23 protein-coding genes are annotated in these 23,985 nt (G+C 62.9%); 7 read left to right on the top strand and 16 right to left on the bottom strand.

What is annotated here, in order from left to right:
• Positions 1-41 precede the first annotated feature (41 nt).
• Complete coding sequence (locus BLS08_RS16310) at positions 42-2,219, top strand: TRAP transporter large permease subunit (RefSeq protein ID WP_090336906.1); 2,178 nt, start codon at positions 42-44, stop codon at positions 2,217-2,219.
• Between the two features lie 39 nt (positions 2,220-2,258).
• On the opposite strand, the gene zapE is transcribed toward BLS08_RS16310, so the two are convergent.
• The 3 genes from zapE to BLS08_RS16295 all read right to left on the bottom strand — a co-directional run bounded on the left by zapE (position 2,259) and on the right by BLS08_RS16295 (position 5,633).
• Positions 2,259-3,353 (bottom strand): cell division protein ZapE, encoded by a 1,095-nt coding sequence (gene zapE / locus BLS08_RS16305; RefSeq protein WP_017678943.1) that lies wholly within the window; start codon positions 3,351-3,353, stop codon positions 2,259-2,261.
• A gap of 275 nt (positions 3,354-3,628) precedes the next feature.
• Positions 3,629-4,975 (bottom strand): tryptophan--tRNA ligase, encoded by a 1,347-nt coding sequence (locus tag BLS08_RS16300; RefSeq protein ID WP_055983940.1) that lies wholly within the window; start codon positions 4,973-4,975, stop codon positions 3,629-3,631.
• Positions 4,976-5,003: 28 nt separating this feature from the next.
• A complete protein-coding gene (locus BLS08_RS16295) occupies positions 5,004-5,633 on the bottom strand; it encodes an alpha/beta hydrolase (protein ID WP_017678941.1) in 630 nt (209 codons plus the stop codon).
• Between the two features lie 121 nt (positions 5,634-5,754).
• Between BLS08_RS16295 and BLS08_RS16290 the strand changes: the two genes are divergently transcribed.
• Positions 5,755-6,186, top strand: a complete 432-nt coding sequence (locus BLS08_RS16290; RefSeq protein ID WP_003459282.1) for a Z-ring associated ZapG family protein — start codon at positions 5,755-5,757, stop codon at positions 6,184-6,186.
• A gap of 144 nt (positions 6,187-6,330) precedes the next feature.
• On the opposite strand, the gene cysN is transcribed toward BLS08_RS16290, so the two are convergent.
• The 3 genes from cysN to BLS08_RS16275 all read right to left on the bottom strand — a co-directional run bounded on the left by cysN (position 6,331) and on the right by BLS08_RS16275 (position 10,047).
• Positions 6,331-8,226: a sulfate adenylyltransferase subunit CysN gene (gene cysN, locus BLS08_RS16285; protein ID WP_055983943.1), complete on the bottom strand. Its 1,896-nt coding sequence runs from the start codon at positions 8,224-8,226 to the stop codon at positions 6,331-6,333.
• 12 nt (positions 8,227-8,238) lie between these two features.
• On the bottom strand, positions 8,239-9,156 hold the full coding sequence (gene cysD / locus BLS08_RS16280) for a sulfate adenylyltransferase subunit CysD (protein ID WP_017678939.1): 918 nt from the start codon (positions 9,154-9,156) through the stop codon (positions 8,239-8,241).
• Positions 9,157-9,288: 132 nt separating this feature from the next.
• Positions 9,289-10,047, bottom strand: coding sequence for a Nif3-like dinuclear metal center hexameric protein (locus BLS08_RS16275; protein WP_055983947.1), 759 nt, complete (start codon positions 10,045-10,047; stop codon positions 9,289-9,291).
• A gap of 110 nt (positions 10,048-10,157) precedes the next feature.
• Between BLS08_RS16275 and algW the strand changes: the two genes are divergently transcribed.
• From algW to BLS08_RS16260, 3 genes are all read left to right on the top strand, one after another.
• Positions 10,158-11,300: a Do family serine endopeptidase AlgW gene (gene algW, locus BLS08_RS16270; RefSeq protein WP_017678937.1), complete on the top strand. Its 1,143-nt coding sequence runs from the start codon at positions 10,158-10,160 to the stop codon at positions 11,298-11,300.
• 88 nt (positions 11,301-11,388) lie between these two features.
• Positions 11,389-13,470, top strand: a complete 2,082-nt coding sequence (locus BLS08_RS16265; protein ID WP_090336904.1) for a TonB-dependent siderophore receptor — start codon at positions 11,389-11,391, stop codon at positions 13,468-13,470.
• 13 nt (positions 13,471-13,483) lie between these two features.
• On the top strand, positions 13,484-14,203 hold the full coding sequence (locus tag BLS08_RS16260) for a DUF4198 domain-containing protein (protein WP_064494064.1): 720 nt from the start codon (positions 13,484-13,486) through the stop codon (positions 14,201-14,203).
• 69 nt (positions 14,204-14,272) lie between these two features.
• Here BLS08_RS16260 and hisC read toward each other — a convergent pair whose 3' ends face one another.
• The 10 genes from hisC to BLS08_RS16210 all read right to left on the bottom strand — a co-directional run bounded on the left by hisC (position 14,273) and on the right by BLS08_RS16210 (position 22,244).
• Positions 14,273-15,325 carry a histidinol-phosphate transaminase gene (hisC, locus tag BLS08_RS16255; protein WP_090336902.1) on the bottom strand — a complete coding sequence of 351 codons (1,053 nt, stop codon included), beginning with the start codon at positions 15,323-15,325 and terminating at the stop codon, positions 14,273-14,275.
• 112 nt (positions 15,326-15,437) lie between these two features.
• The gene (gene hisD / locus BLS08_RS16250; RefSeq protein ID WP_090336900.1) at positions 15,438-16,748 is read right to left on the bottom strand and encodes a histidinol dehydrogenase; all 1,311 of its coding nucleotides are present in this window, start codon (positions 16,746-16,748) and stop codon (positions 15,438-15,440) included.
• A 123-nt stretch (positions 16,749-16,871) separates the two neighbouring features.
• Complete coding sequence (gene hisG / locus BLS08_RS16245) at positions 16,872-17,507, bottom strand: ATP phosphoribosyltransferase (RefSeq protein ID WP_017678932.1); 636 nt, start codon at positions 17,505-17,507, stop codon at positions 16,872-16,874.
• 63 nt (positions 17,508-17,570) lie between these two features.
• Positions 17,571-18,836: a UDP-N-acetylglucosamine 1-carboxyvinyltransferase gene (murA, locus tag BLS08_RS16240; protein ID WP_021488078.1), complete on the bottom strand. Its 1,266-nt coding sequence runs from the start codon at positions 18,834-18,836 to the stop codon at positions 17,571-17,573.
• A gap of 22 nt (positions 18,837-18,858) precedes the next feature.
• The gene (locus BLS08_RS16235) at positions 18,859-19,098 is read right to left on the bottom strand and encodes a BolA family protein (protein WP_003459267.1); all 240 of its coding nucleotides are present in this window, start codon (positions 19,096-19,098) and stop codon (positions 18,859-18,861) included.
• Between the two features lie 117 nt (positions 19,099-19,215).
• Complete coding sequence (locus BLS08_RS16230; RefSeq protein ID WP_021488077.1) at positions 19,216-19,524, bottom strand: STAS domain-containing protein; 309 nt, start codon at positions 19,522-19,524, stop codon at positions 19,216-19,218.
• On the bottom strand, positions 19,521-20,153 hold the full coding sequence (locus tag BLS08_RS16225) for an MlaC/ttg2D family ABC transporter substrate-binding protein (protein WP_055983968.1): 633 nt from the start codon (positions 20,151-20,153) through the stop codon (positions 19,521-19,523). The genes BLS08_RS16230 and BLS08_RS16225 overlap by 4 nt, the downstream gene beginning before the upstream one ends.
• A gap of 14 nt (positions 20,154-20,167) precedes the next feature.
• Entirely contained in the window at positions 20,168-20,638 is a 471-nt protein-coding gene (mlaD, locus tag BLS08_RS16220) for an outer membrane lipid asymmetry maintenance protein MlaD (protein ID WP_017678927.1), read from the bottom strand.
• Positions 20,638-21,435, bottom strand: coding sequence for a lipid asymmetry maintenance ABC transporter permease subunit MlaE (gene mlaE / locus BLS08_RS16215; RefSeq protein ID WP_021488075.1), 798 nt, complete (start codon positions 21,433-21,435; stop codon positions 20,638-20,640). Before mlaE ends, mlaD begins: the two co-directional genes overlap by 1 nt.
• A complete protein-coding gene (locus BLS08_RS16210) occupies positions 21,435-22,244 on the bottom strand; it encodes an ATP-binding cassette domain-containing protein (protein ID WP_021488074.1) in 810 nt (269 codons plus the stop codon). Before BLS08_RS16210 ends, mlaE begins: the two co-directional genes overlap by 1 nt.
• Before the next feature lie 245 nt (positions 22,245-22,489).
• Between BLS08_RS16210 and BLS08_RS16205 the strand changes: the two genes are divergently transcribed.
• Complete coding sequence (locus BLS08_RS16205; RefSeq protein WP_059390502.1) at positions 22,490-23,464, top strand: KpsF/GutQ family sugar-phosphate isomerase; 975 nt, start codon at positions 22,490-22,492, stop codon at positions 23,462-23,464.
• Positions 23,464-23,985 carry a KdsC family phosphatase gene (locus tag BLS08_RS16200; RefSeq protein ID WP_021488072.1) on the top strand — a complete coding sequence of 174 codons (522 nt, stop codon included), beginning with the start codon at positions 23,464-23,466 and terminating at the stop codon, positions 23,983-23,985. Before BLS08_RS16205 ends, BLS08_RS16200 begins: the two co-directional genes overlap by 1 nt.

The raw sequence follows: 23,985 nt of genomic DNA, 5'->3' as shown, positions 1-23,985 counted from the left end.
TGCACGCCCCCCCGGCCTCCGCCCTGACCGTAGAGCCTGCCATGCCTATTGCCTCGACCATGACCAGCGATGATCAGCCCGCACCAGCCCAGACGTTCAAACGCCCTCTGTTTGGCCAATGGCTTGCAACCCTGCCGGTCTTCCTCCTGCTGACCCTCACTCTGGTCATCGGCACCGGGGAAATGCTGCATGGCCAACTTCTGCGCATGGGCGAGCGTCTGTTCGGTGACCCGGCTGCCGGCGTGCAGTACTTCATGCTGCGCGCCGACCCGGTGACCCCGACCTGCGACCCCGCCCCCGACATCGATGCGCTGCTGGCCAGGCAACCGGCCCAGGCCAGCAGCGATATCGACGACCTGTTCGATGCTGCCGAGGTCGATCCGCAAGCGCAGCGCAGCGCCCTGGAGCGTGCCGCTCAACTCTGCGCGCAGCGGCATACGCTGCACGCGGCCGTCGTCGCGCACATGACGCCTGAACTGAAACTGTTCCGCAGCCTGGAGACCTCGTTCTTCGGCATCTTCCGCTTCGGCACCGACAACCGCGCCCTGCTCCTGTTGCTGCTCATAAGCATCGCCGGCGTCACCACCACCCTGCGCCGTCATCACATCTCGCTGCGCCCCGCCAAGACCCGGCTCGATCATCGCGTCTCGGCTGCCGGTATGGTCATCGCCAACGCCTTGCTGGTGTATTCCTGCAGCCATTACCTGCATACCCTGCTCAACGCCGACCTGCCACTGAGCAGGCCCTATCTCAACGGCTTGTGGATCGCGCTATTCAGCTGTCTGTGCCTGATCAGCGCCTACCACCTGCTGAAACCACCGGCAGACGCCAAACCTGGCGGCAACCTGGGGCTGGCACTGCTCGCCACACCGCTCTACGCCATCATGGCGATCAGCTCCTTCACCTCGTTCTCGCTGCAGGGTCACTATGGCGGCATCGCCATCTACCTGGGCCAGCTCGTCGAGCTGTCGGGCATCTTCCTCAACCTGGCCCTGTTCATCTGGGCCGGCATGCTGCTCAAGCAGACCAATGTGGTCGACCGCTTCCTCGATCTGGTCCGCCCCTGGCGTCTGTCGCCGGAGCTGCTGACCTGGATCCTGCTGATCGGCGCCGCCGTGCCGACCGCCTACACGGGCGCCTCGGGCATCTTTGTCATCGCCGCCGGGGCCATCATCTACCGCGAAGTGCTGCTCTCCGGGGGCCGCCGTCAATTCGCCCTGGCCGTCTCGGCGATGTCCGGCTCGCTCGGCGTGGTACTGCGCCCCTGCCTGCTGATCGTGGTGGTCGCAGCACTGAACAAGCAGGTGACCACGGCCGAACTGTACAACTGGGGGATCGCCGTTTTCGTCCTGACCTCGTCGCTGTTCTTCATCGCCTCGCAGGTGCTGCGCCAGCAACCAATCAACATCGCCCACCCACGTGACGCCATACCCGCCATGGCCCGCGCTGTGGTGCCGGTGGCACCCTACATTCTCATCGCCATCGGGGTGGTCTGGGTCTACAGCTACCTGCTCGACACCCGCCTGAACGAGTTCACCGCACCGGTGATGCTGCCGGTCATCCTGCTGGTGGTGTTGATCTTCGACAAGCTGCGCGGCGAGTCACTGGTGGAAGCTCCGAGCGCCCGCACCATCGAGAACGATCAAGGCAACAGCCAGCGCAACTTCACCCAGGCCGTGGGCGCCGCCACTTACGACACCGTCGGCCATATCGGCGCACTGACCCTGCTGATGGCCTTGTCGGTATCCACAGGCGGAGTGATCGAACGCTCCGGTCTCATGGAGCTGATCCCGCAGGACTTCCAGAGCATCTGGCTGGCACTGACCGCCTTGATGGTGGTGCTGTTCCTGATCGGCATGGTGATGGACGCCTTTGGCGTGGTGATCCTGGTATCGGCCACCATTGCGCCGATCGCCTATGCCAACGGCATTCACCCGGTGCATTTCTGGATGATCGCCCTGACCGCCATGGAACTGGCCTACCTGTCCCCGCCCGTGGCGCTCAACCACCTGCTGGCCAGACAGGTGGTGGGCGAGGCGGAAATCGCCGCCGCCAACGAGGAGGTGCGCGACAAGGGTTTCTACTACCGCTATGAGCGCTGGATCCTGCCGATGACGGTGATGATCGTGGCGCTGCTGATCGTCACCTATGGCGGTGAACTGATCGTCGAGCACGGTGCGCAGACGCTGGAGCTGTGGCGTAGCTGGCTGCCACAGTGATCGCACAGCACCCGCCCCGGACAGGGCGGGCGCTGGTTTTCAGGGCCGGTGTGGGCGCGAAAGGAACTCGTGCGACTGCATTTCCAGCAGACGGCTCAGCGTGCGCTGGAACTCGAAGCTCAGGCGGCCGCCGGTATAGAGGTCCTTGAGCTCCACCTCGGCAGAGATGATCAGCTTGACGTTGCGGTCGTAGAACTCGTCCACCAGGTTGATGAAGCGGCGTGCCATGTCGTCCTTGGCCACGCTCATCTGCTCGACATTGGCCAGGATCACCGCATGGAAGATCTTGCCCAGCTCGATGTAGTCGTTCTGGCTGCGCGGACCGTCGCAGAGCTCGCGGAACTCGAACCAGGCCACGTCCTCGCATACCCGCACGGCGTGAATCGCGCGGTTCTCGATCATCAGCGCCTCGTTCTCCACCATATGGGTGCAGTCCGGCAGCAGGCTCTGGAAGCTCTTGCGCAGGCTGTCTTCAGCTGCCTGGCCGAGCGGGAAGTGGAACAGCTCGGCCTGCTCCAGCGCGCGCAGGCGATAGTCGACGCCGCTGTCGACGTTGACGATATCGGTGTGCTCCTTGAGCAGGGCGATGGCCGGCAGGAAGCGCGCACGCTGCAGACCATCCTTGTACAGGCCGTCCGGCACGATGTTGGAAGTGGCCACCAGGGAAACGCCGTTCTTGAACAGCTCTTCCATCAGCGTGGCGAGAATCATGGCATCGGTGATATCGCTGACGAAGAACTCATCGAAGCAGATCACCCGCGCCTCGTCGGCGAAGCGCTTGCCGATGATGGTCAGCGGGTTCTTCTCACCCTTGAGGGTCTTCATTTCCTCGTGCACGCGCTTCATGAAGCGGTGGAAGTGGGTGCGCATCTTCTGCTCGAACGGCAGCGCATCGAAGAAGGTGTCGACCAGGTAGGTCTTGCCGCGCCCGACACCACCCCAGAAATACAGGCCCTTGACCGGCCCCTGCGGCTTCTTGCCGAACAGCTTGCCCATCAGCCCGGATTTGCCCTGGTCACGCGCGATCAGATCGTCGTACAGACGCTGCAGATGGCGGACGGCATTTTCCTGGGCCGCATCATGGAAGAAGTCGGGCCGCTTGAGATCGGCCTGATAACGCTCGAGAGGAGTCATGATTCGTTAGAGCCTGTTCAAAGTCTGCTGCGCGTCGGGCCTGCTGCGTTAGAAACAGGCTCGGAATGCTCATGTACACCAGTACACTCTGCTTCCTCGCCTGTCTCTGCCTTGCATGCCTCTAGCTCGCGAGCCTTTCAACAGGCTCTCGGCCGGCAAGTAAAAACGGGGGCGTCACTTTAGCGACGCCCCCGTTGATTGGCAATCATGGCCGTAGCCCGGATGCAATCCGGGGGATACTGGCGATACTCGCCCCGGATTGCATCCGGGCTACTTCATTCCTGCGGCGCCAGCGCCTCACGCAGACGGGCGATGGCATCTTCCAGCGCCTGGCCATCGGCGAACTCTGGGCTGCTCGCCACGCTTTCACCGTCGACCCAGACCGAGAACACCTGGCCTTCGGCGCGCACATCCAGCGGCTCGCCGGATTGCAAGCGCTTGTTGATCATGCCGGCCGACTTGCCATCGGCGAAGGATTTCGACAGCAGCAGTTGCTCGCCATCGGCATCCAGCAGACGGAAGCGGAAGCTGCCGTCGTCGTCACGGAAGCTGACGAAGCGCGCGCTCTTGGCGGCTTTCTTCTTCTCGCCAGTAGCGACTTGCACCTGTTCACGGAACGAGCGCAGGCCCACGGCCTCGCGCAACTCGCCGAGGAACGGCGTGGCGATCTTGCGTGCCTTGGCTGCACCAGCAAGGAGAATGTCTTCCAGGTCGGCCGGCCGAGCGATCAACGCGTTGTAACGCTCGCGCGCCTCGCCCAGGGTGTCTTCGAGCAACTGGTACAGTCGATTCTTCGCCTCGCCCCAGGCCAGGCCACCTTCCAGCTCGACGCGGAACTCGGCCTGCTGCGCGTGGCTGGCGAAGGCCTGGTACAGGGTGAACAGGTGCGAACCCTCGGCATCCTTGGGCTCACCCGGCAGCCTGGAGTCGGTAACGATGCGCGCCACGGCCTCCTTGAGCTGCTTGGCGCTGCCGAACAGCGGGATGGTGTTGTCGTAGCTCTTGCTCATCTTGCGTCCGTCGAGGCCGGGCAGCGTGGCCACTTCTTCCTCGATCACCACCTCGGGCAGCACGAACAGATCCTTGCCCTTGCCGAACAGATGGTTGAAGCGCTGACCGATATCACGGGCCATTTCCACGTGCTGAATCTGGTCACGACCGACCGGCACCTTCTGCGCGTTGAACATCAGGATGTCCGCTGCCATCAGCACCGGGTAACTGAACAGGCCCATGGTCACGCCGGCATCCGGGTCTTCGCCCTGTTCGACGTTCTTGTCCACCGAAGCCTTGTAGGCGTGGGCACGGTTGAGCAGGCCCTTGCCGGCGACGCAGGTGAGCAACCAGCACAGCTCGGGAATCTCGGGAATGTCGGACTGGCGGTAGAAGGTCGCCTTGTCGGTATCCAGGCCCAGCGCCAGCCAGGTGGCTGCGATTTCCAGGCGCGAGCGCTGAATGCGCGCCGGATCATCGCACTTGATCAGCGCGTGGTAGTCGGCGAGGAAGTAGAAGGAGTCCATCTGCGGGTCGCGACTGGCAACGATGGCCGGGCGGATGGCGCCAGCGTAGTTGCCCAGGTGCGGTGTGCCGGTGGTGGTGATACCGGTAAGGATACGGGTGGTCATGACGTTCGCTTAGAAATGGCTGAAAGGCTTACAGGCGAGGCAACAGCAGATCCTTCAGATCCGTCAGCTTGCCGTGAAAAAAGTGACCGCATTCTGCCACTTTCAGCAGCTCATGGGCACGCCCGAGATTGGCCGACCAGTCATATACGGCCTGTGGCTCGACCACTTCGTCGGCATCAGGCTGGATCACCACCAGCGGGCACTGGCTGGCCGGCGGCGTCTCGGCGGTCAGGCGATGCACCGCCGGCGCCACCATGAACAACTTGCTCGGCACCTGGCCCTGCGCTTCCAAGCGGGCACCCAGCGCCGCGGCGACGAAACCGCCGAAGGAAAAGCCCAGCAAGGTGATGGGCAGATTCGGGTACTCCTCCTTAAGCCAAGCGGCCACCGCTTCGGCGTCGTCCACCTCGCCGGTACCCATATCGTGGCTGCCGGCACTGGCGCCGACACCGCGATAATTGAAACGCAATGTGTGATATCCACAGTCACGCGCGGTGCGCTGCAAGGTGCTCACCACCTTGTTGAGCATGGTGCCACCCTGTACCGGGTTGGGATGACAGACCAGCGCCACGCCTCGGGCGTCCGCTACTTCCAGCAGAAGGGCTTCGAGTTGACCCACCGGGCCTTGAATGAAAAGAGGGGTTTCGCGACTGAGCAACACTGAACTCCGTGACCCCGCAACGGGTCGACTCGTCTAGCAAACTGCCTGCGAGGTAAACGTATACAGCGCAGGTTCGAGCCGCTAACGTAAAGCAAAGCCGTTTTGAGAGGAAGGACTCGTGGAACAGACCGTTACAGCCTGGTTGATACCCGCCCTGACCCTGGTGGTCGGCATCGCCGTGGGCTTTCTGCTCGCCCGCCTGGCCCCCAATGCTGCACCGGGCCGTACGCAGCGGCAGATGGATGAAATGCAGGCACGCTTCGAGGCCTACCAGAACGAAGTGGTGACCCACTTCAACACCACCGCCAGCCTGGTGAAGAAACTCACCCAGAGCTACCAGGACGTGCAGGAGCACCTGTCCGACGGTGCCAACCGCCTGGCCCTGGATGAGCTGACCCGTCAGCGCCTGCTAGCCACCCTGAACAGCACAGAAGCCGGCGAAAAGCGCGAGCGCCTGACTCCGCCGAAGAACCACGAGATGCCCAAGGACTACGCGCCGAAAAGCGACGGCCCCGGCATGCTCGACGAGAGCTACGGGCTGAAGAAGTAACCCGCCAGCCAGAAATACCGAGCCCCGCGATTGCGGGGCTTTTTATTGGGCAAACATTGCAGGAGCGAGCGGTCAGCGCCTTGCGTGGCCGGGAATGAAAAAGCCCCGCTAATAAGCGGGGCTCATCATGCTGCATCGCCAGTATTAGATCGCGCCGCGGCTGCGCAGCAGATCCAGCACCGCCTTGACGCCCTCCTCGACCGACTGCGCCTGGGTGTCGATCACCAGATCGGCATCCAGCGGCAGGTCGTAGGGGAAGCCTTCGCCCGGGATATTGTCACCGCCGGCGGCGTACAGCCCCTGCGGGTCACGCTCGCGGCAGATCTGCGGCGAGGCCTGAACATAGACGGTAACCAGGCGTTCGGCACCGATCAGCGCCTTGGCCTGCTCGCGACCTTCGGCATCCGGAGCGACAAAGGCAGCCAGGGCGATCATGCCGGCCTCGTTGAACTGACGCGCCACATGGGCGGCACGGCGCCAGTTCTCGGCGCGGCCGGCGCGATCCTGCGGCAGGCCCTTGTTCAGGTCATGGCGCAGGTTCTGGCCATCAAGCACGTACACGGCACGGCCCATGTCGAACAGCTTGCGCTCCACGGCGTAGGCCAGGGTGCTCTTGCCCGCGCCAGACAGTCCACTGAACAGCACGGTGGCCGGCTGCTGACCGAAGCGCGAAGCACGCTCCTCGGTCGACACATGGGCCAGGCGGCCATGCTGACCGCCGCCATGGGCGACCGGGTCGGCGATGATCATGCCGGCACCGACGGTGCCGTTGGTCAGGCGATCAATGATGATGAAGGCGCCGGTGGTGCGGTTGTACTCGTAACCATCCAGGGCGATCGGTGCATCCAGCGCCACCTTGACCCGGCCGATTTCGTTGAGCCTCAACTCGCTGGCCGCACCCTGCTCCAGGGTATTCACGTCGACACGATGCACGATGCTCGGGATCGAGCCCGGCACGTAGCTGGTGGCACGTTTGATGTCGTACTTCTTGCCCGGCAGCATCGGCTCTTCGCCCATCCATACCAGCATGGCCTCGAAGCTGTCGGTGACCTGCGGACGGTTGTCGGCATGCACCAGCATGTCGCCGCGCGACACGTCGATCTCGTCTTCCAGGGTCAGGGTGATCGCCTGGCCCGGGCCGGCGTGCTCCAGCTCGCCCTCGAAGGTGACGATGGACTTGACCTTGCTGGTCTTGCCCGAAGGCAGCGCCATGACCTCGTCACCCTTGCGCACGACGCCGCTGGCCAGGGTGCCGGCGAAACCGCGGAAGTTCAGGTTCGGACGGTTGACGTATTGCACCGGGAAGCGCAGGTCGTCGAAGTTGCGGTCGCCAGCGACTTCGACAGTCTCGAGAATCTCCATCAGCGACTGCCCGGTGTACCAGGGCGAGCGCTCGGACCTGTTGACCACGTTGTCGCCCTTGAGCGCCGACATCGGCACGAACTCGAGGGTGGTCGGACGCAGGTTGATCTTCTCGGCGAAGGCCAGGTAGTCGGCCTTGATCTGCTCGAACACGCCCTGATCGAAGTCCTTCAGATCCATCTTGTTGACGGCGACGACGATGTGCTTGATGCCCAACAGGGAGGCGATGAAGCTGTGGCGCTTGGTCTGGGTCTGCACGCCGTAGCGGGCATCGATCAGGATGATCGCCAAGTCGCAGGTCGAAGCGCCGGTGGCCATGTTGCGCGTGTACTGCTCATGGCCGGGGGTGTCGGCGATGATGAACTTGCGCTTGGCGGTGGAGAAATAGCGGTAGGCCACATCGATGGTGATGCCCTGCTCGCGCTCGGCCTGCAGGCCGTCGACCAGCAGTGCCAGGTCGATGTCATCGCCAGTGGTGCCGACTTTCTTCGAGTCCTTGGTGATGGCTTCCAGGTGATCCTCGTAGATCATCTTGGAATCGTGCAGCAGACGGCCGATCAGCGTGCTCTTGCCGTCGTCGACGTTGCCGCAGGTAAGAAAGCGCAGCAGTTCCTTGCGCTCGTGCTGGGCCAGGTAAGCGAGAATGTCCTGGCCGATCAAATCGGATTGGTGACTCATGGTGCGCGATCCTCAGAAATAGCCCTGACGTTTCTTTTCTTCCATCGACCCGGCGGCATCGTGATCGATCACGCGGCCTTGGCGCTCGGAAGTACGGGTCAGGAGCATCTCCTGGATGATTTCAGGCAGGGTCAGCGCCGTGGACTCCACCGCGCCGGTCAGCGGGTAGCAGCCGAGGGTACGGAAACGCACCATCTTCTTGGTGATGCGCGCCTTCTCTTCATCGGACAGGTGCTCGAGGATGCGCTCGTCGTCGATCATGATCAGCGTGCCATTCTTCTCGATCACTTCGCGCTCGGCAGCGAAGTACAGCGGCACGATTGGGATCTGCTCCAGGTAGATGTATTGCCAGATGTCCAGCTCGGTCCAGTTCGACAGCGGGAAGACGCGGATCGACTCGCCCTTCTTGACCTTGCCGTTGTACACGTTCCACAGCTCCGGGCGCTGGTTCTTCGGGTCCCAGCGGTGCTTGCTGTCGCGGAAGGAATACACGCGCTCCTTGGCGCGCGACTTCTCTTCGTCGCGGCGCGCGCCACCGAAGGCGGCGTCGAAGCCGTACTTGTCCAGTGCCTGCTTGAGGCCTTCGGTCTTCATCACGTCGGTGTGCTTGGCACTACCGTAGGTGAAGGGGTTCATGTCCTGCGCCACACCATCGGGGTTGATGTGGGTCAGCAGTTCCAGGCCATATTCACTGACCATCTTCTCGCGAAAGCGATACATCTCCTGGAACTTCCAGCGGGTATCGACGTGCAGCACCGGGAACGGCAACTTGCCAGGGAAGAATGCCTTGCGGGCCAGGTGCAGCATCACGGCTGAATCCTTGCCGATGGAATAGAGCATCACCGGGTTGTCGAATTCGGCGGCCACTTCACGAATGATGTGGATGCTTTCCGCCTCCAGCTGCTTCAGATGGGTCAATTTGTCGAGCATGGCTACTCACGGATTGCTGTTATCGGGCCGGCGGGCCGTGGACGAGCGCGCACTCTACCACAGCACCTGCTTATACTCAGGGCGCCAGTTAGATCGAAACGTTCTAGCTTTATGCCTGTCCGTACGGGCGATTCAGACCGGGTTGGGGCAGTCGATGAACAGGTGTTCGAGGGCGAAACGCCGCGCCAGATAATCCCCCAGCGCCTGCACGCCGTAGCGCTCGGTGGCATGATGGCCGGCAGCGATGAAGCTCACGCCATTCTCACGTGCGCTGTGGAAAGTCTGCTCGGTGGCTTCGCCGGTCAGGTAAAGGTCGACACCGGCAGCAATCGCCTGGTCGATATAGCCCTGCCCGCCACCCGTGCACCAGCCGACGCGCCGGATCAGCCCGTCGCCCTCGACCAGCAGCGGCTCACGCCCCAACGTCTGCTGCACGTGCCGGGCGAAGTCGGCCGCGCTCATTGGCTCTTGCAGCGAGCCAACGAGACCAACGGTGCGCGGATTCTCCGGCTCCAGCGGGCCCTCGACGACGATGCCTAACTGCCGTGCGAGCTGCACGTTGTTGCCCACCTCGGGGTGCACATCCAGTGGCAGGTGATAGGCCAGCAGGCTGATGTCGTTGGTCAGCAGCGCTTTCAGGCGACGCTGTTTCATGCCGGTGACACAGGGGTTCTCGCCCTTCCAAAAATAGCCATGATGCACCAGCAGCACATCAGCCTCGGCGTCGATGGCCGCTTCGATCAGCGCCTGACTCGCGGTGACGCCGCTGACGATGCGGCTGACCTGCGGACGACCCTCGACCTGCAGGCCATTGGGGCAGTAATCATTGATACGCGACGCGTTAAGAAAAGCGTCAGCTTCTTCCACTAGCGTGGACAGGGCAATGGCCATGAAGATTCCTCACAAGCTGTTGCGGGCCGCTGCCTAATTGGCGAGCGCCTCACTATAATGCGCCACCTTAAGGGCCGGATTTGGCCCCCGCAACCCTCAGGATTGTCTCGATGCCCCAGGCACTGCGTTTTCTCGGTTGGCCCCTGCTGGTCGGTGTGTTGTTCGCACTGCTGCTGATCCAGCGCTACCCGGAGTGGGTCGGCTTGCCCCGCCAGGAAGTGCAGCTGGTACAGGCACCGCTCTACAGCCGCCTGCAGGAAGGCCCGGTGTCCTACTCCGAGGCAGTCGATACCGCATCGCCAGCAGTGGCCAACCTGTACACCACCAAACTGGTGAGCAAACCGGCTCATCCGCTGTTCGAAGATCCGACCTTCCGCCGTTTCTTCGGCGACAACCTGCCACGCCAGCAGCGCATGGAGTCGAGCCTCGGCTCGGCAGTACTGTTGAGCCGTGAAGGCTATCTGCTGACCAACAATCACGTGGTCAGCGGCGCCGACCAGATCGTCGTCGCCCTCAAGGACGGCCGCGAAACCCTGGCACGGGTGATCGGCAGCGACCCGGAAACCGACCTGGCCGTATTGAAGATCGACCTGCCCAATCTCCCGGCGATCACCCTGGGGCGCTCCGACAGCATTCGCATCGGCGATGTGACCCTGGCCATCGGCAACCCTTTCGGCGTCGGCCAGACCGTGACCATGGGTATCATCAGCGCCACCGGGCGCAACCAGCTGGGCCTCAACACCTACGAAGACTTCATCCAGACCGATGCGGCGATCAACCCGGGCAACTCCGGCGGCGCGCTGGTCGATGCGCACGGCAACCTGGTGGGCATCAACACGGCGATCTTTTCCAAGTCCGGCGGCTCGCAGGGCATCGGCTTCGCCATCCCGGTGAAACTGGCCATGGAAGTGATGCAGGCGATCATCGAGCACGGCCAGGTGATTCGCGGCTACCTCGGTGTCGAGGTGCAACCACTGACGCCAGAGCTGGCCGAGTCCTTCGGCCTCGATGGCCGCCCCGGCATCGTTGTCGCCGGTGTCTATCGCGACGGCCCGGCGCAGAAAGCCGGCCTGCAGCCTGGCGACCTGATTCTCAGTATCGATGGTGAGCCGGCCAGCGACGGTCGCCGTTCGATGAATCAGGTTGCGCGTACCAAGCCAGGCGACAAGATCCGCATCGACGTGTTGCGCAACGGCAAACCGCTGCAGCTGACCGCCGAGATAGGTATTCGCCCTCCCGTTAACGGCAACTGATCGGCGAGCAATTTCAAGTGGGAACTTTTCTCGATTGAGGTTATTGTAATGTTATTACATTAACCACAATCATCCGGAGACTTCCCCCTTGCGCGTCACTACCGCCTTGCTTGCCGGCAGCCTGTTAACACCCTGCGCTCTTGCCGCCGAATCTCCGGCCCAACTGGCTGACAGCATCATCAGCGCCCCCAGCGAACAAGCCGATGGTCCGGTGCAGGGCTACCGTGCCAAACGCTCATCCAGCGCCACCCGCACCGACACGCCGATCAGCGAAATTCCCCAGGCCATCAGCGTGGTCCCCGCCCAGGTGCTGGACGATCTCGGCAGTAGCCGTATCGACCGCGCCCTGGATTTCGCGGGCGGCGTCTCGCGGCAGAACAACTTCGGCGGCCTGACCTTCCTCAACTACAGCGTGCGCGGGTTCACCACCGGCGAGCTGTACCGCAATGGTTTTGCCATCAACCGCGGCAGCTACAGCTCGCCGGACGCATCGGCCATCGAGCGCCTGGAGGTGCTCAAAGGGCCGGCGGCGGCCCTCTACGGCCGTGGCGACCCCGGCGGGCTGGTCAATATCGTCACCAAGCGCCCACAACTGGAGCCATTCACCCAGTTCAAGGCCAGCGCCGGACGCTGGGATCGCTACCGCAGCAGCCTCGACGTCAACACGCCGCTGAACGAGGACGGCACCCTGCTTTCGCGGGTCAACCTGGCAGTGGAAGACAACGGCAGTTTTCGCGATCACGTCGGCAACCAGCGGCAGATCGTCAACCCGACCTTCAGCTGGCAGCTGTCGCCAGACACCCTGCTGATGATCGACAGCGAATTTTCCCGCACCGACTCGGTGTTCGACCGTGGCATTCCCGCCGTCGACGGCAAGATGGGCGCAGTCAAGCGCTCGACCTTTCTCGGCGAGCCCAACGACGGCAAGATCCGCAACGACAACCAGTTGCTGCAGGTCAGCCTCGAGCATTATCTGAACGATGCCTGGAAGCTGCGCCTGGCCAGCCATTACAGCCAGGGCACGCTGGACGGCAACAGCTCCGAACCGTCGCGCCTGATTGGCGACCAGGTCACGCGCTTCTATCGCGAGCGCAGCTTCGAATGGAATGACAGCATCACCCAGGCCGAGCTGCATGGGCAGTTCGAGCTGGCCGGCTGGCAGCACCAGACGCTGCTGGGCCTGGAGTACGAGAACTACCGCAACAGCCAGAAGTATCCGCAAAGCGTCACCGGGCTGGGCTATGGCCAGGACATCTATAACCCGATCTATGGTCAGCCCAAGCCCCCCATCGTCAATCCCAACGACTTCCACGAGCACACCGAAAGCTACGCCCTCAACCTGCAGGATCAGATCAGCTTCAACGAGCGCTGGAGCGGCCTGCTCGGTGTGCGCCTGGAGCGTTTCGAGCAGACTGCACTGAACCGCAGTACCCGCGTCAGCAACGAGCAGAGCAAGGATGTCGCCACCCCGCGAGCGGGCGTGCTCTATCAGCTGACGCCAGAGGTCGGCGTGTTCGCCAATGCCTCGATGTCGTTCAAGCCCAATACCATCGGCGCCCAGGGGCAGGTGTTCAAACCGGAGAAAGGCCTCGGCTACGAAACAGGCCTCAAGCTCGACCTGCTCGACAGCCGCCTCGGCGCCACCGTGGCGCTGTTCCATATCGATAAGGAAAACGTGCTGACCGCCGACCCTAACAATCCGGGCGACAGCATCGCCGCCGGCAAGGCCCGCAGCCAGGGCCTGGACCTGCAGGTGAGCGGCCAGCTAACCGATGCCCTACGGGTGATTGGCGCCTACGCCTACATCGACGCTGAGGTGACCAAGGACAACAGCATCCCCGAGGGCAGCGATCTACTCGGCATCGCCCGCAACAGCGCCAGTTTGATGAGCGTCTACCAGTTCCAGGGTGGCTCGCTGCAGGGCTCGGAACTCGGCGCCGCAGTCAACTACGTCGGCGATCGCTCCGGGCAGACCGGCAGCGATTTCGAGCTGCCGGCCTATACCACGGTCGATCTGCTGGCGCGCTGGCAAGCCACCAAGGACCTGAACCTGGGCCTGAACCTCAACAACCTGTTCAACCGCAAGTACTACGAGCGCTCGTTCAACAACGTCTGGGTAATGCCCGGCGACCCTCGCAATCTCAGCGTCAGCCTGACCCTCAACCTTTGAATCGGAGATTCACATGCGTATTCCTGCCTACCTGCTTCTCGCCGGCCTGTTCGCCAGCAGCAGCGCTCTCGCCCACGGCCTCTGGACCGAAGAGCGCCGCGGCAATATCGAAGTCGTCTACGGCCACGGCGCCGAGGACGATGCCTTCAAGGCGGAGAAGATCAGTGGCGCCTGGGCCTATGACGCGGCAGGTCGAATGATTCCGGTGACGGTCGAACGCCTGTCTGACCATGCCCGCCTGCACCCCTTGAAGAAACCCGCGGTGCTCGGCGTGGCCCTGGACAATGGCGCCTGGTCGAAGACCCCGGAAGGCCAATGGATCAACCAGGGCCGCAGCCAGGTGACGAACTCGACCCAGTCGCTGCACACCTACAAGTACAGCCTGGCGATCTACAGCGAGGGCGCCAAGCTGCCCGACCTCGAGCCGCTGAAACTGGTCATCGTTCCGCAAGTCGATCCGCTCAAGGTCGGCCCCGGCAAGCCGCTGCCGGTGCGCGTGCTGGTGGACGGCAAGCCGATGGCAGGCGTCGAGCTGGTCGGCGACTATCGCGGCGCACCGCATCAGGTCAGCGCGGTAACCGATGCCGAGGGCCGCGCCCAGGTAACGGTGCGCAACGAGGCACTGAACATCATCAGCGCCTCGGTCTATGTACCGGTGGAGAACGACCCGAATATCGAGAGCCGCGGCCTGTTCACCTCGCTGACCTTCCTTGGCCAGCCGCACCACGAGTAATCCCCCTCTGTGCCATGAAAAAAGCCGGTGACGCTGACGCGCCACCGGCTCTCTTCAGAGCCGCCTGGATCAAAGGCCTTGCAGGGCGTCCAGCAGGGCCTGGTTCTGCTCCGGGGTGCCGATGGTGATACGCAGGAACTGGGCGATGCGCTGTTGCTTGAAGTGACGCACGATCACCCCCTGCTCGCGCAGCCCGGCTGCCAGAGTCGCAGCATCCTTGTCCGGATGACGGGCGAAGACGAAGTTCGCCGCCGAAGGCAGCACCTCGAAGCCCAGCCCCTGTAGACCGGCGACAACTACCTCACGGCTCTCGATCACCTGCTGGCAGGTTTTCTCGAAATAAGCGCGATCCTCGAACGCCGCCGCAGCACCCGCGATGGCCATGCGATCGAGCGGATAGGAGTTGAAGCTGTTCTTGATCCGCTCCAGCGCCTCGATCAGGTCTGGATGACCAACCGCGATGCCTACGCGTAAGCCCGCCAGGGAGCGCGACTTGGACAGGGTCTGGGTGACCAGCAGGTTGGGGTATTTGTCGACCAAGGCGATGGCGGTCTGACCGCCGAAGTCGATATAGGCCTCGTCTACCAGCACTACCGAATCCGGGCTGCCTTGCAGCAGGCGCTCGATGGCCTCGAGCGGCAGCAGACAGCCGGTCGGCGCATTGGGGTTGGGGAAGATGATGCCGCCATTGGGCCGAGCATAATCCTCCACGCGGATCTGAAACTGCTCGTCCAGCGGCACCTGCTGCTGCTCTATACCGTACAGGCCGCAATAAACCGGATAGAAGCTGTAGCTGATGTCCGGGAACAGCAGCGGCGCGTCGTGCTGGAACAGGCCATGGAACGCATGTGCCAACACCTCGTCGGAGCCATTGCCGACGAACACCTGGCTGGTCTGTACACCGTAGTAGTCGGCCACCGCCTGCTTCAGCCGGTCACCATTGGGGTCGGGGTACAGGCGCAGGTCATCGTTGACCTCGGCCTGCATGGCGGCGATGGCCTTGGGCGAGGGGCCGTAGGGGTTCTCGTTGGTATTGAGCTTGACCAGCTTGCTCAGCTTGGGCTGCTCGCCCGGTACGTAAGGCACCAGGTCCTTGACGAAGGGGCTCCAGAATTTGCTCATCTGCCCTTCTCTCCTCGAAATGGTTCGATCTGCTTGATGTAGGAGCCGGCTTGCCGGCGATGCTTTCAGGCGCGGCTCGCCAGCGAACTGGCTCCTACAGGTTCGGACTGGCCTATGGCTTGATGCGGTACTCGGCGCTGCGCGCATGCGCGGTCAGCGACTCGCCACGGGCCAGCACCGAGGCGCTCTTGCCCAGCTCCGACGCGCCATCCGGCGAGCAGAAGATGATCGACGAGCGCTTCTGGAAGTCGTACACCCCCAGCGGCGAAGAAAAACGCGCGGTACCGGAGGTCGGCAACACGTGATTCGGGCCGGCCACGTAATCGCCCAAGGCTTCTGCGGTGTAACGGCCCATGAAGATCGCGCCGGCGTGGCGAATCTCGGGCAACCAGGCCTCCGGGTCGGCCACCGACAGCTCCAGGTGCTCCGGCGCGATGCGGTTGGCAACGATGATGGCCTGCGCCATGTCCGCTACCTGGATCAAGGCGCCACGGCCTTCCAGCGAGGTGCGGATGATCTCGGCACGCTCCATGGTCGGTAGCAACTTGGCGATGCTCTCGGCGACGCGATCGAGGAAGTCAGCATCCGGGCTGACCAGGATCGACTGGGCGTCTTCGTCGTGCTCGGCCTGGGAGAACAGGTCCATGGCGATCCAGTCCGGATCGGTCTGACCATCACAGACCACGAGGATCTCCGAGGGGCCGGCGATCATGTCGATACCCACCTTGCCGAACACATGGCGCTTGGCGGTGGCCACGTAGATGTTGCCGGGGCCGACGATCTTGTCCACCGGCGGCACGCTCTCGGTGCCATAGGCCAGCGCAGCGACGGCCTGGGCGCCGCCGATGGTGAACACGCGGTCGACACCAGCGATGGCGGCAGCGGCCAGCACCAGTTCGTTGATCTCACCGCGCGGGGTCGGCACCACCATCACTACCTCGGGTACGCCGGCGACCTTGGCAGGAATCGCGTTCATCAATACCGAGGACGGATAGGAGGCCTTGCCGCCCGGCACGTAGAGTCCAGCACGGTCCAGCGGAGTGACCTTCTGCCCCAGCACGGTGCCGTCTGCTTCGGTGTAGCGCCAGGAATCCTGCTTCTGCTTCTCGTGGTAGCTGCGCACGCGCTCGGCGGCCACTTCGAGAGCCTGACGCTGCTCGGCGCTGATACGGGTCAGGGCCAGTTCCAGACGCTCGCGCGGCAGGATCAGGTCGGCCATGGAGGCGACTTCCAGGCCATCGAAACGCTGGGTGTACTCGACCAGGGCGGCATCACCACGCTCGCGCACGGCCTGGATGATTTCCAGCACGCGCTGGTTGACGCCATCGTCGGAGACGCTTTCCCAGGACAGCAGATGATCCAGATGACGCGCGAAGTCCGTGTCGGCAGCGTTGAGTCGGCGGATGGCAACGGGTGCGGTCATAGCGAAACCTCATTAAATGGCGTTTTTAGAGGTGCCCTAATGTAGCAAGCCCACCGTGCGGGCACCCAAGAAAAATGGCTATGACACGGATAGGCTGCCGCGACCAGACGTCGCGGTGAGGAATCAGCCTTGGTGTCGCGCCTCAATGGCGCCACGCAGGGTATCGATCAAGGACTGGATGCGCGCGTGCTGCATCTTCATCGAGGCCTTGTTGACGATCAGGCGCGAGCTGATGGTGGCGATCAGCTCCTGCGGTTCCAGGCCGTTGGCACGCAGGGTGTTGCCGGTGTCGACCACATCGATGATCTTGTCCGCCAGGCCCACCAGCGGCGCCAGTTCCATCGAGCCGTACAGCTTGATGATGTCGACCTGACGGCCCTGCTCGGCGTAGTAGCGCTTGGCGACGTTGACGAACTTGGTGGCCACGCGCAGGCGCCCTTTCGGCTCCGGCGCGCCGACCTTGCCAGCCGTCATCAGCTTGCACTTGGCGATCTGCAGATCCAGCGGCTCGTAGATGCCCTGGCCGCCGTATTCCATCAGTACGTCCTTGCCGGCGACACCCAGGTCGGCCGCGCCATGCTCGACATAGGTCGGCACGTCGGTAGCACGCACGATCAGCAGGCGCACGTCATCCTGAGTGGTCGGGATGATCAGCTTGCGGCTCTTGTCCGGGTTCTCGGTCGGCTCGATGCCCGCCGCGGCCAGCAACGGCAGGGTGTCATCAAGAATGCGGCCTTTGGACAGGGCGATGGTCAGCATGAAACGGTTTCCTTGAACGGAAGCGGCCGCTCCGACAGGGAGCGGCCCTACGACAACGGCGGCTTAGCCCGGTACGCGGCGGATCTTGGCGCCGAGCAGTTGCAGCTTCTCTTCGATGCACTCGTAACCACGGTCGATGTGGTAGATGCGGTCGATCAGCGTATCGCCCTCGGCCACCAGCGCGGCCAGCACCAGGCTCGCCGATGCACGCAGGTCGGTGGCCATCACCGGCGCGCCCTTGAGCTTGTCGACACCGGTAACCACGGCCGTATTGCCTTCGACCAGGATGCTGGCGCCCATGCGCAGCATCTCGTAGACGTGCATGAAGCGGTTTTCGAACACGGTTTCGATGATGGTGCCGGTGCCTTCGGCTACCGCATTCAGGGCGATGAACTGCGCCTGCATATCGGTGGGGAACGCCGGGTATGGAGCGGTACGCAGGTTGACGGCCTTGGGGCGCTTGCCCTTCATGTCCAGCTCGATCCAGTCCGGACCGGTGGTGATTTCGGCGCCTGCTTCCTGCAGCTTGGCCAGCACGGCCTCCAAAGTCGAAGGATCGGCGTCCTTGACCTTGACTCGACCACCGGTAACGGCAGCGGCCACCAGGTAGGTACCGGTCTCGATACGGTCGGGCATGACGTTGAAACGCGCGCCATGCAGACGCTCGACGCCGTCGATGATGATGGTGTCGGTACCGGCACCCTGGATCTTCGCGCCCATGGCGATCAGGCAATTGGCCAGATCGACCACCTCAGGCTCACGCGCGGCGTTTTCCAGCACGCTGCGGCCCTTGGCCAGGGTCGCGGCCATCATGATGTTCTCGGTGCCGGTCACGCTGACCACATCGAAGAAGAAGTGCGCACCACGCAGGCCACCTTCCGGCGCCTTGGCCTTGATGTAGCCGCCTTCGACATCGATGATCGCGCCCATGGCCTCCAGGCCACGTATGTGCAGATCGACCGGACGCGAACCGATGGCGCAGCCGCCCGGCAGCGCCACTTCGGCCTCACCGAAACGCGCGACCATGGGGCCGAGCACCAGAATCGAGGCGCGCATGGTTTTTACCAGTTCGTAAGGCGCGACCAGGGTCTTAATGGCGCGGGCGTCAACTTCCACCGCCAGCTTCTCGTCGATCACCGGCTCGATGCCCATGCGACCGAACAGTTCGATCATGGTGGTGATGTCATGCAGGTGCGGCAGGTTGCAGATGGTGACGGGGGCGTCGCCCAACAGGGTGGCTGCCAGAATCGGCAAAGCAGAGTTCTTCGCACCGGAAATGCGGATTTCGCCATCGAGGCGAGCGCCGCCGGTAATGATCAGTTTATCCATAGGAATCTCGTCGCCCGCAGGCTCAGGAACGCGCAGCCCAATCGGCCTGGCTGAAGAATTTCATGGTCACGGCGTGGATGCTGCCATCAGCGATCCAGGCATTGAGGTGGGCATAGATCTGCTGCTGACGCTTGACCGGGCTGAGGGCGGCCAGTTCGTCGCTGATCAGGTTGAGCTGGAAGTTGCAGCCTTCGCCTTCGACTTCCACCTGGGTATTCGGGAGTTTTTCCTCTAGGAGGCTTTTTACTTCTGCAGCCTGCATGCTCGACCTCGACTGACGCATTCGGGCACCTGAGCCCGCGGGTCGGCCATCATACAAAAAAGCCTCCCGCCTGCGAACCCCGCCAGCACCGGCACTGACGGAACGACGGGAAACGGTTCACGCTTGCAGCGGCAGCAACTCCAGCAAGCCGCTGACCTGGGCGATCTCGCGCATGTCGTCGGGCAGCGCGCTAATCGTCAGCTCACGCCCGGCCTTGCGCGCATCGCGCATGAACGCCAGCAGCAGCGCCAGGCCGACGCTGCTGGACTTTTCCACTGCGCTGCAGTCGAGCGCCAGACGCGTCGCGCTGCTGGCGGCGATCAGGCGCGCGCCCTGCTCACGCAGCAGCGGCCCGGTGCTGTAATCGAGCACACCGCTGAGCTGCAATTGCCCAGCAGCGCGCTCGCTGATGCTCGCCTGACTCACGATTCGCCTCGAGCCTGACGCGCCCTGGCGACTGTGTCAGCCCAGGTGTCGATGACCTTGTCGAGGTCATTGCGGTTGTTCTGCATGGACTGGGCGAACTGATCACGGAACAGCTTGCCGACGTTGATGCCGTTGATCACCACGTTACGCAACTTCCAGCCACCATCGATCGACACCATGGTGTAGGACAGCGGGTAGACCACGCCCTTGCCATCGCGAATTTCCATGCCGACCGAGGTGCGCTCGCCCTCGGCCCTGCCGCTGGCTGGCAGCACGCGAATGTCCTGATTGTTGTACTCGAGCAGGGCATTGCCATAGAACTGCATCAGGCTACGCTTGAAGTTCTCCTGAAAGCGACTCATCTGCTCAGGCGAAGCCTGACGCGAATAGCGCACGGTCATCACGCCACGGGCGATGCCATCGACATCCACAACTGGGCCGAGAATCTCGTTGAGCGAGTCGTAGAAGGCATTGGGATTGTTGCGGTACTGCTCCTTGTTGGCCTTCAGATCAGCCAGCAGGGTTTCGGTGGTCTGCTGCACCACGTCATGGGCGCTTGGTGCAGCGACGGCCAGCAGCGGCATGGCAGCCAGCAACGCCAGCAGGGAATTACGCACGGTTTTGAACATGTCAGGAGCCCTCATCAATTGGCTTCATCTTTATTGACCGAATTGAGCAGGAATTTGCCAATCAGGTCTTCCAGCACCAGCGAGGACTGCGTGTCGTGGATGGTGCTGCCGTCCTTGAGCACCTCCTCGTCACCACCAACGCTGATGCCGATGTATTTCTCACCGAGCAGCCCCGCGGTCAGGATCGACGCGGTGGAATCCTCAGGCAGGTTATTGACGCCGCCATCGAGCTCCAGGGTCACCCGGCCCATGTAACTGTCACGGTCCAGATCGATCGCAGTGACCTTGCCGATGCTCACGCCGGCCATGGTGACCTTGGCGCGCACGGTCAGCCCGGCGATGTTGTCGAAGTAGGCGTAGACCTTGTAGGTATCGCCAGCGCTACCGACGCTCAGGCCGCTGACGCGCAGGGCCAGCAGCAGCAGGGCCAGCACACCGGCCATGAGGAACAGGCCGACACCAATCTCCAGCGTGCGGTTTTGCATCAGAAATCTCCAAACATCAAAGCGGTCAGAATGAAATCCAGGCCAAGTACGGCCAGCGAGGCGTACACCACGGTGCGCGTGGTCGCACGGCTGATGCCTTCGGAAGTGGGCTCGCAGTCGTAGCCCTGGAACACGGCGATCCAAGTCACCACGAAGGCGAAGACGATGCTCTTGATCACGCCATTGAGTACGTCGTCATAAAAGGAAACACTGTTCTGCATGTTCGACCAGAACGAGCCTTCGTAGACCCCCAGCCAATCCACGGCGACCATCGCCGCCCCCCAGATGCCGACCACGCAGAAGATCATCGCCAGCAGCGGCATGGAGATGAAGCCGGCCCACAGCCGCGGCGCGACGATGTACTTCAGCGGGTCGACGCCGATCATCTCCAGACTGGAAAGCTGCTCGGTGGACTTCATGTTGCCGATTTCGGCGGTCAACGCGGAACCGGCGCGACCGGCGAACAGCAGCGCGGTGACTACCGGGCCCAGTTCACGCAGCAGGGTCAGGGCGACCATCTGCCCCACAGCCTGCTCGGAGCCATAGCTGACCAGAATGTTGTAGCCCTGCAGGGCCAGCACCATGCCGATGAAAATGCCGGACACGATGATGATCGCCAGCGACATCACGCCAACCGCGAACAGTTGCTTGATCAACAGTTGCAAAGGCTTGCCGGCGCGGCTGCGCCCGAACAGAGCGCTGACCAGAAACAGGACAGAGCGCCCCAGGGTCGCGACCACATCGATACCCGCACGACCGAACAGGCGCAGCCGTTCGAGCGGTGAAATTCTGCGCATCAACCTCTCCCCAACAGATCTTCGCGGTAGTCCGGCGCTGGAAAATGAAACGGCACCGGACCATCCGGGATGCCCTTCATGAACTGGCGAATGCGCGGGTTATCCGACTCCATCAACTCGGCCGGCGTGCCCTGCCCCAGCACCTGTGCATCACCGACGACATAGATGTAGTCGGCGATGCTGGCGGTTTCTGCAAGATCGTGAGAAACCACCACACTGGTGATCCCCAGCGCATCGTTGAGCAGGCGGATCAGGCGCACCAGAACCCCCATGGCGATGGGGTCCTGACCAACGAAAGGCTCGTCATACAGCAGAATCTGCGGATCGAGTGCAATGGCTCGGGCCAGCGCGACACGACGCTTCATGCCCCCAGACAACTCGTCCGGCATCAGCTCCAGAGCTCCGCGCAGGCCAACGGCCTGCAACTTCATCAGGACGATGTCGCGGATCATTTCTTCCGGCAGTTGGGTATGCACACGCAGCGGAAAGGCCACGTTCTCGAACACATCGAGGTCGGTGAACAGTGCACCGCTCTGAAACAGCACGCCCATCTGCTTGCGCATGTCAAACAGCTCGTCGCGCGACAGCTTGGGCAGGCTGACGCCCGCCACACGAACATCACCGGCCGAAGGACGCAGCTCAGCGGCAATCAGGCGTAGCAGCGTGGTCTTGCCGCAGCCGGAGGGCCCCATGATACCGGTCACCTTGCCACGCGGTATGCGGATATCGACCTTGTCGAAAATCGACCGCGCGCCGCGCTGAAAGCTCACGCCCTGCAACTCGATCGCGTACTCGTGCTCGGCGCTCATCTGAACTCCTTGAAAATCAGGCCTTCCTGGCAGACGCCGCCTCCAGAAGCGAGGACACGCGCCAGCCAGAGGGGCCAAAATGGCCGCGAACTATAGCATTTGCCGAACATCTCGCCCAATAGCACCACGGCGCAGCGTTCAGACTTGCGACAGCTTCGGCACTGCCCTGCATACGGCAAAGGTGAGCACGACAAGCTTTTCCCGTTATAATCCTCGTCTTTTTTCGCCCGACAGCCTTGCCCAGCATGAACCAGACCCGCGACCTGATTGATTCCGCGCAGCGTACCATCCGCCTCGAACTTGAAGCGGTACAGGAGCTATTGCCCCGCATCGATGCCGATTTCATCAAGGCCTGCGAGCTGATTCTCAGCTGCAAGGGACGTGTGGTCGTGGTCGGCATGGGCAAGTCCGGGCATATCGGCAACAAGATTGCTGCGACCCTGGCCAGCACTGGCACCACCTCTTTCTTCGTCCACCCGGCAGAAGCCAGCCATGGCGACATGGGCATGATCACCAAGGACGACATCGTCCTGGCGCTCTCGAACTCGGGCTCGACCGCCGAGATCGTCACCCTGCTGCCGCTGATCAAACGCCTCGGCATCCGCCTGATCAGCATGACCGGCAACCCGGATTCTCCATTGGCCAAGGCCGCCGAGGTCAATCTCGATGCACGCGTCTCGCAGGAAGCCTGCCCACTGAACCTGGCGCCGACCTCCTCGACCACCGCCAGCCTGGTACTGGGCGACGCACTGGCCATCGCCCTGCTGGAAGCGCGCGGCTTCACCGCCGAAGACTTCGCCTTCTCCCATCCGGGCGGCGCCCTTGGCCGACGCCTGCTGCTCAAGGTAGAGAATGTGATGCACAGCGGCGAAAGCCTGCCTCAGGTCAAGCGCGGCACCAGCCTGCGTGACGCGCTGCTGGAAATGACCCAAAAAGGCCTGGGCATGACCGTGGTGATGGAAGACGATGGCCGCCTGGCCGGCATCTTCACCGACGGCGATCTGCGCCGCACCCTGGACAAGGGCATCGACGTGCGCCAGGCGCTGATCGACGAGGTGATGACCCCGCACGGCAAGACCGCTCGCGCCGAAATGCTCGCAGCCGAGGCCCTGAAGATCATGGAAGACCACAAGATCAGCGCTCTGGTGGTGGTCGATGACCAAGACAAGCCGGTCGGTGCACTGAACATGCACGACCTGCTGCGCGCCGGAGTAATGTGATGAACGACCTGCTGCAACGCGCCCGCGCCATCAAACTGGCGATCTTCGACGTCGACGGCGTGCTTACCGACGGCCGCCTGTACTTCCTCGAAGACGGCAGCGAATTCAAGACGTTCAACACGCTCGACGGCCACGGCATCAAGATGCTGATCAATTCGGGCGTGCGCACCGCCATCATCAGCGGACGCAAGACACCCGTGGTCGAGCGCCGCGCCAACAACCTTGGTATCCAGCACCTGTTCCAGGGCCGCGAGGACAAACTGGTGGTACTCGACGGCCTGCTCGCCGAACTCGGCCTAAGCTATGAACAGGTCGCTTATCTTGGCGACGACTTGCCGGACCTTCCAGTCATTCGCCGTGTCGGATTGGGCATGGCCGTGGCCAGCGCCGACAGCTTCGTCCGCCAGCACGCCCATGGCGTAACCCAGGCACGCGGCGGCGACGGTGCGGCACGGGAATTCTGCGAACTGATCATGCGTGCCCAGGGCACACTGGATGCGGCCCAGGCCGCCTACCTGTAG

Source organism: Ectopseudomonas chengduensis (assembly GCF_900102635.1).
Lineage (GTDB): Bacteria > Pseudomonadota > Gammaproteobacteria > Pseudomonadales > Pseudomonadaceae > Aquipseudomonas > Aquipseudomonas chengduensis.
The sequence above is the reverse complement of the archived record's forward strand: the minus strand, read 5'-3'. Positions and strand labels throughout refer to the sequence as shown.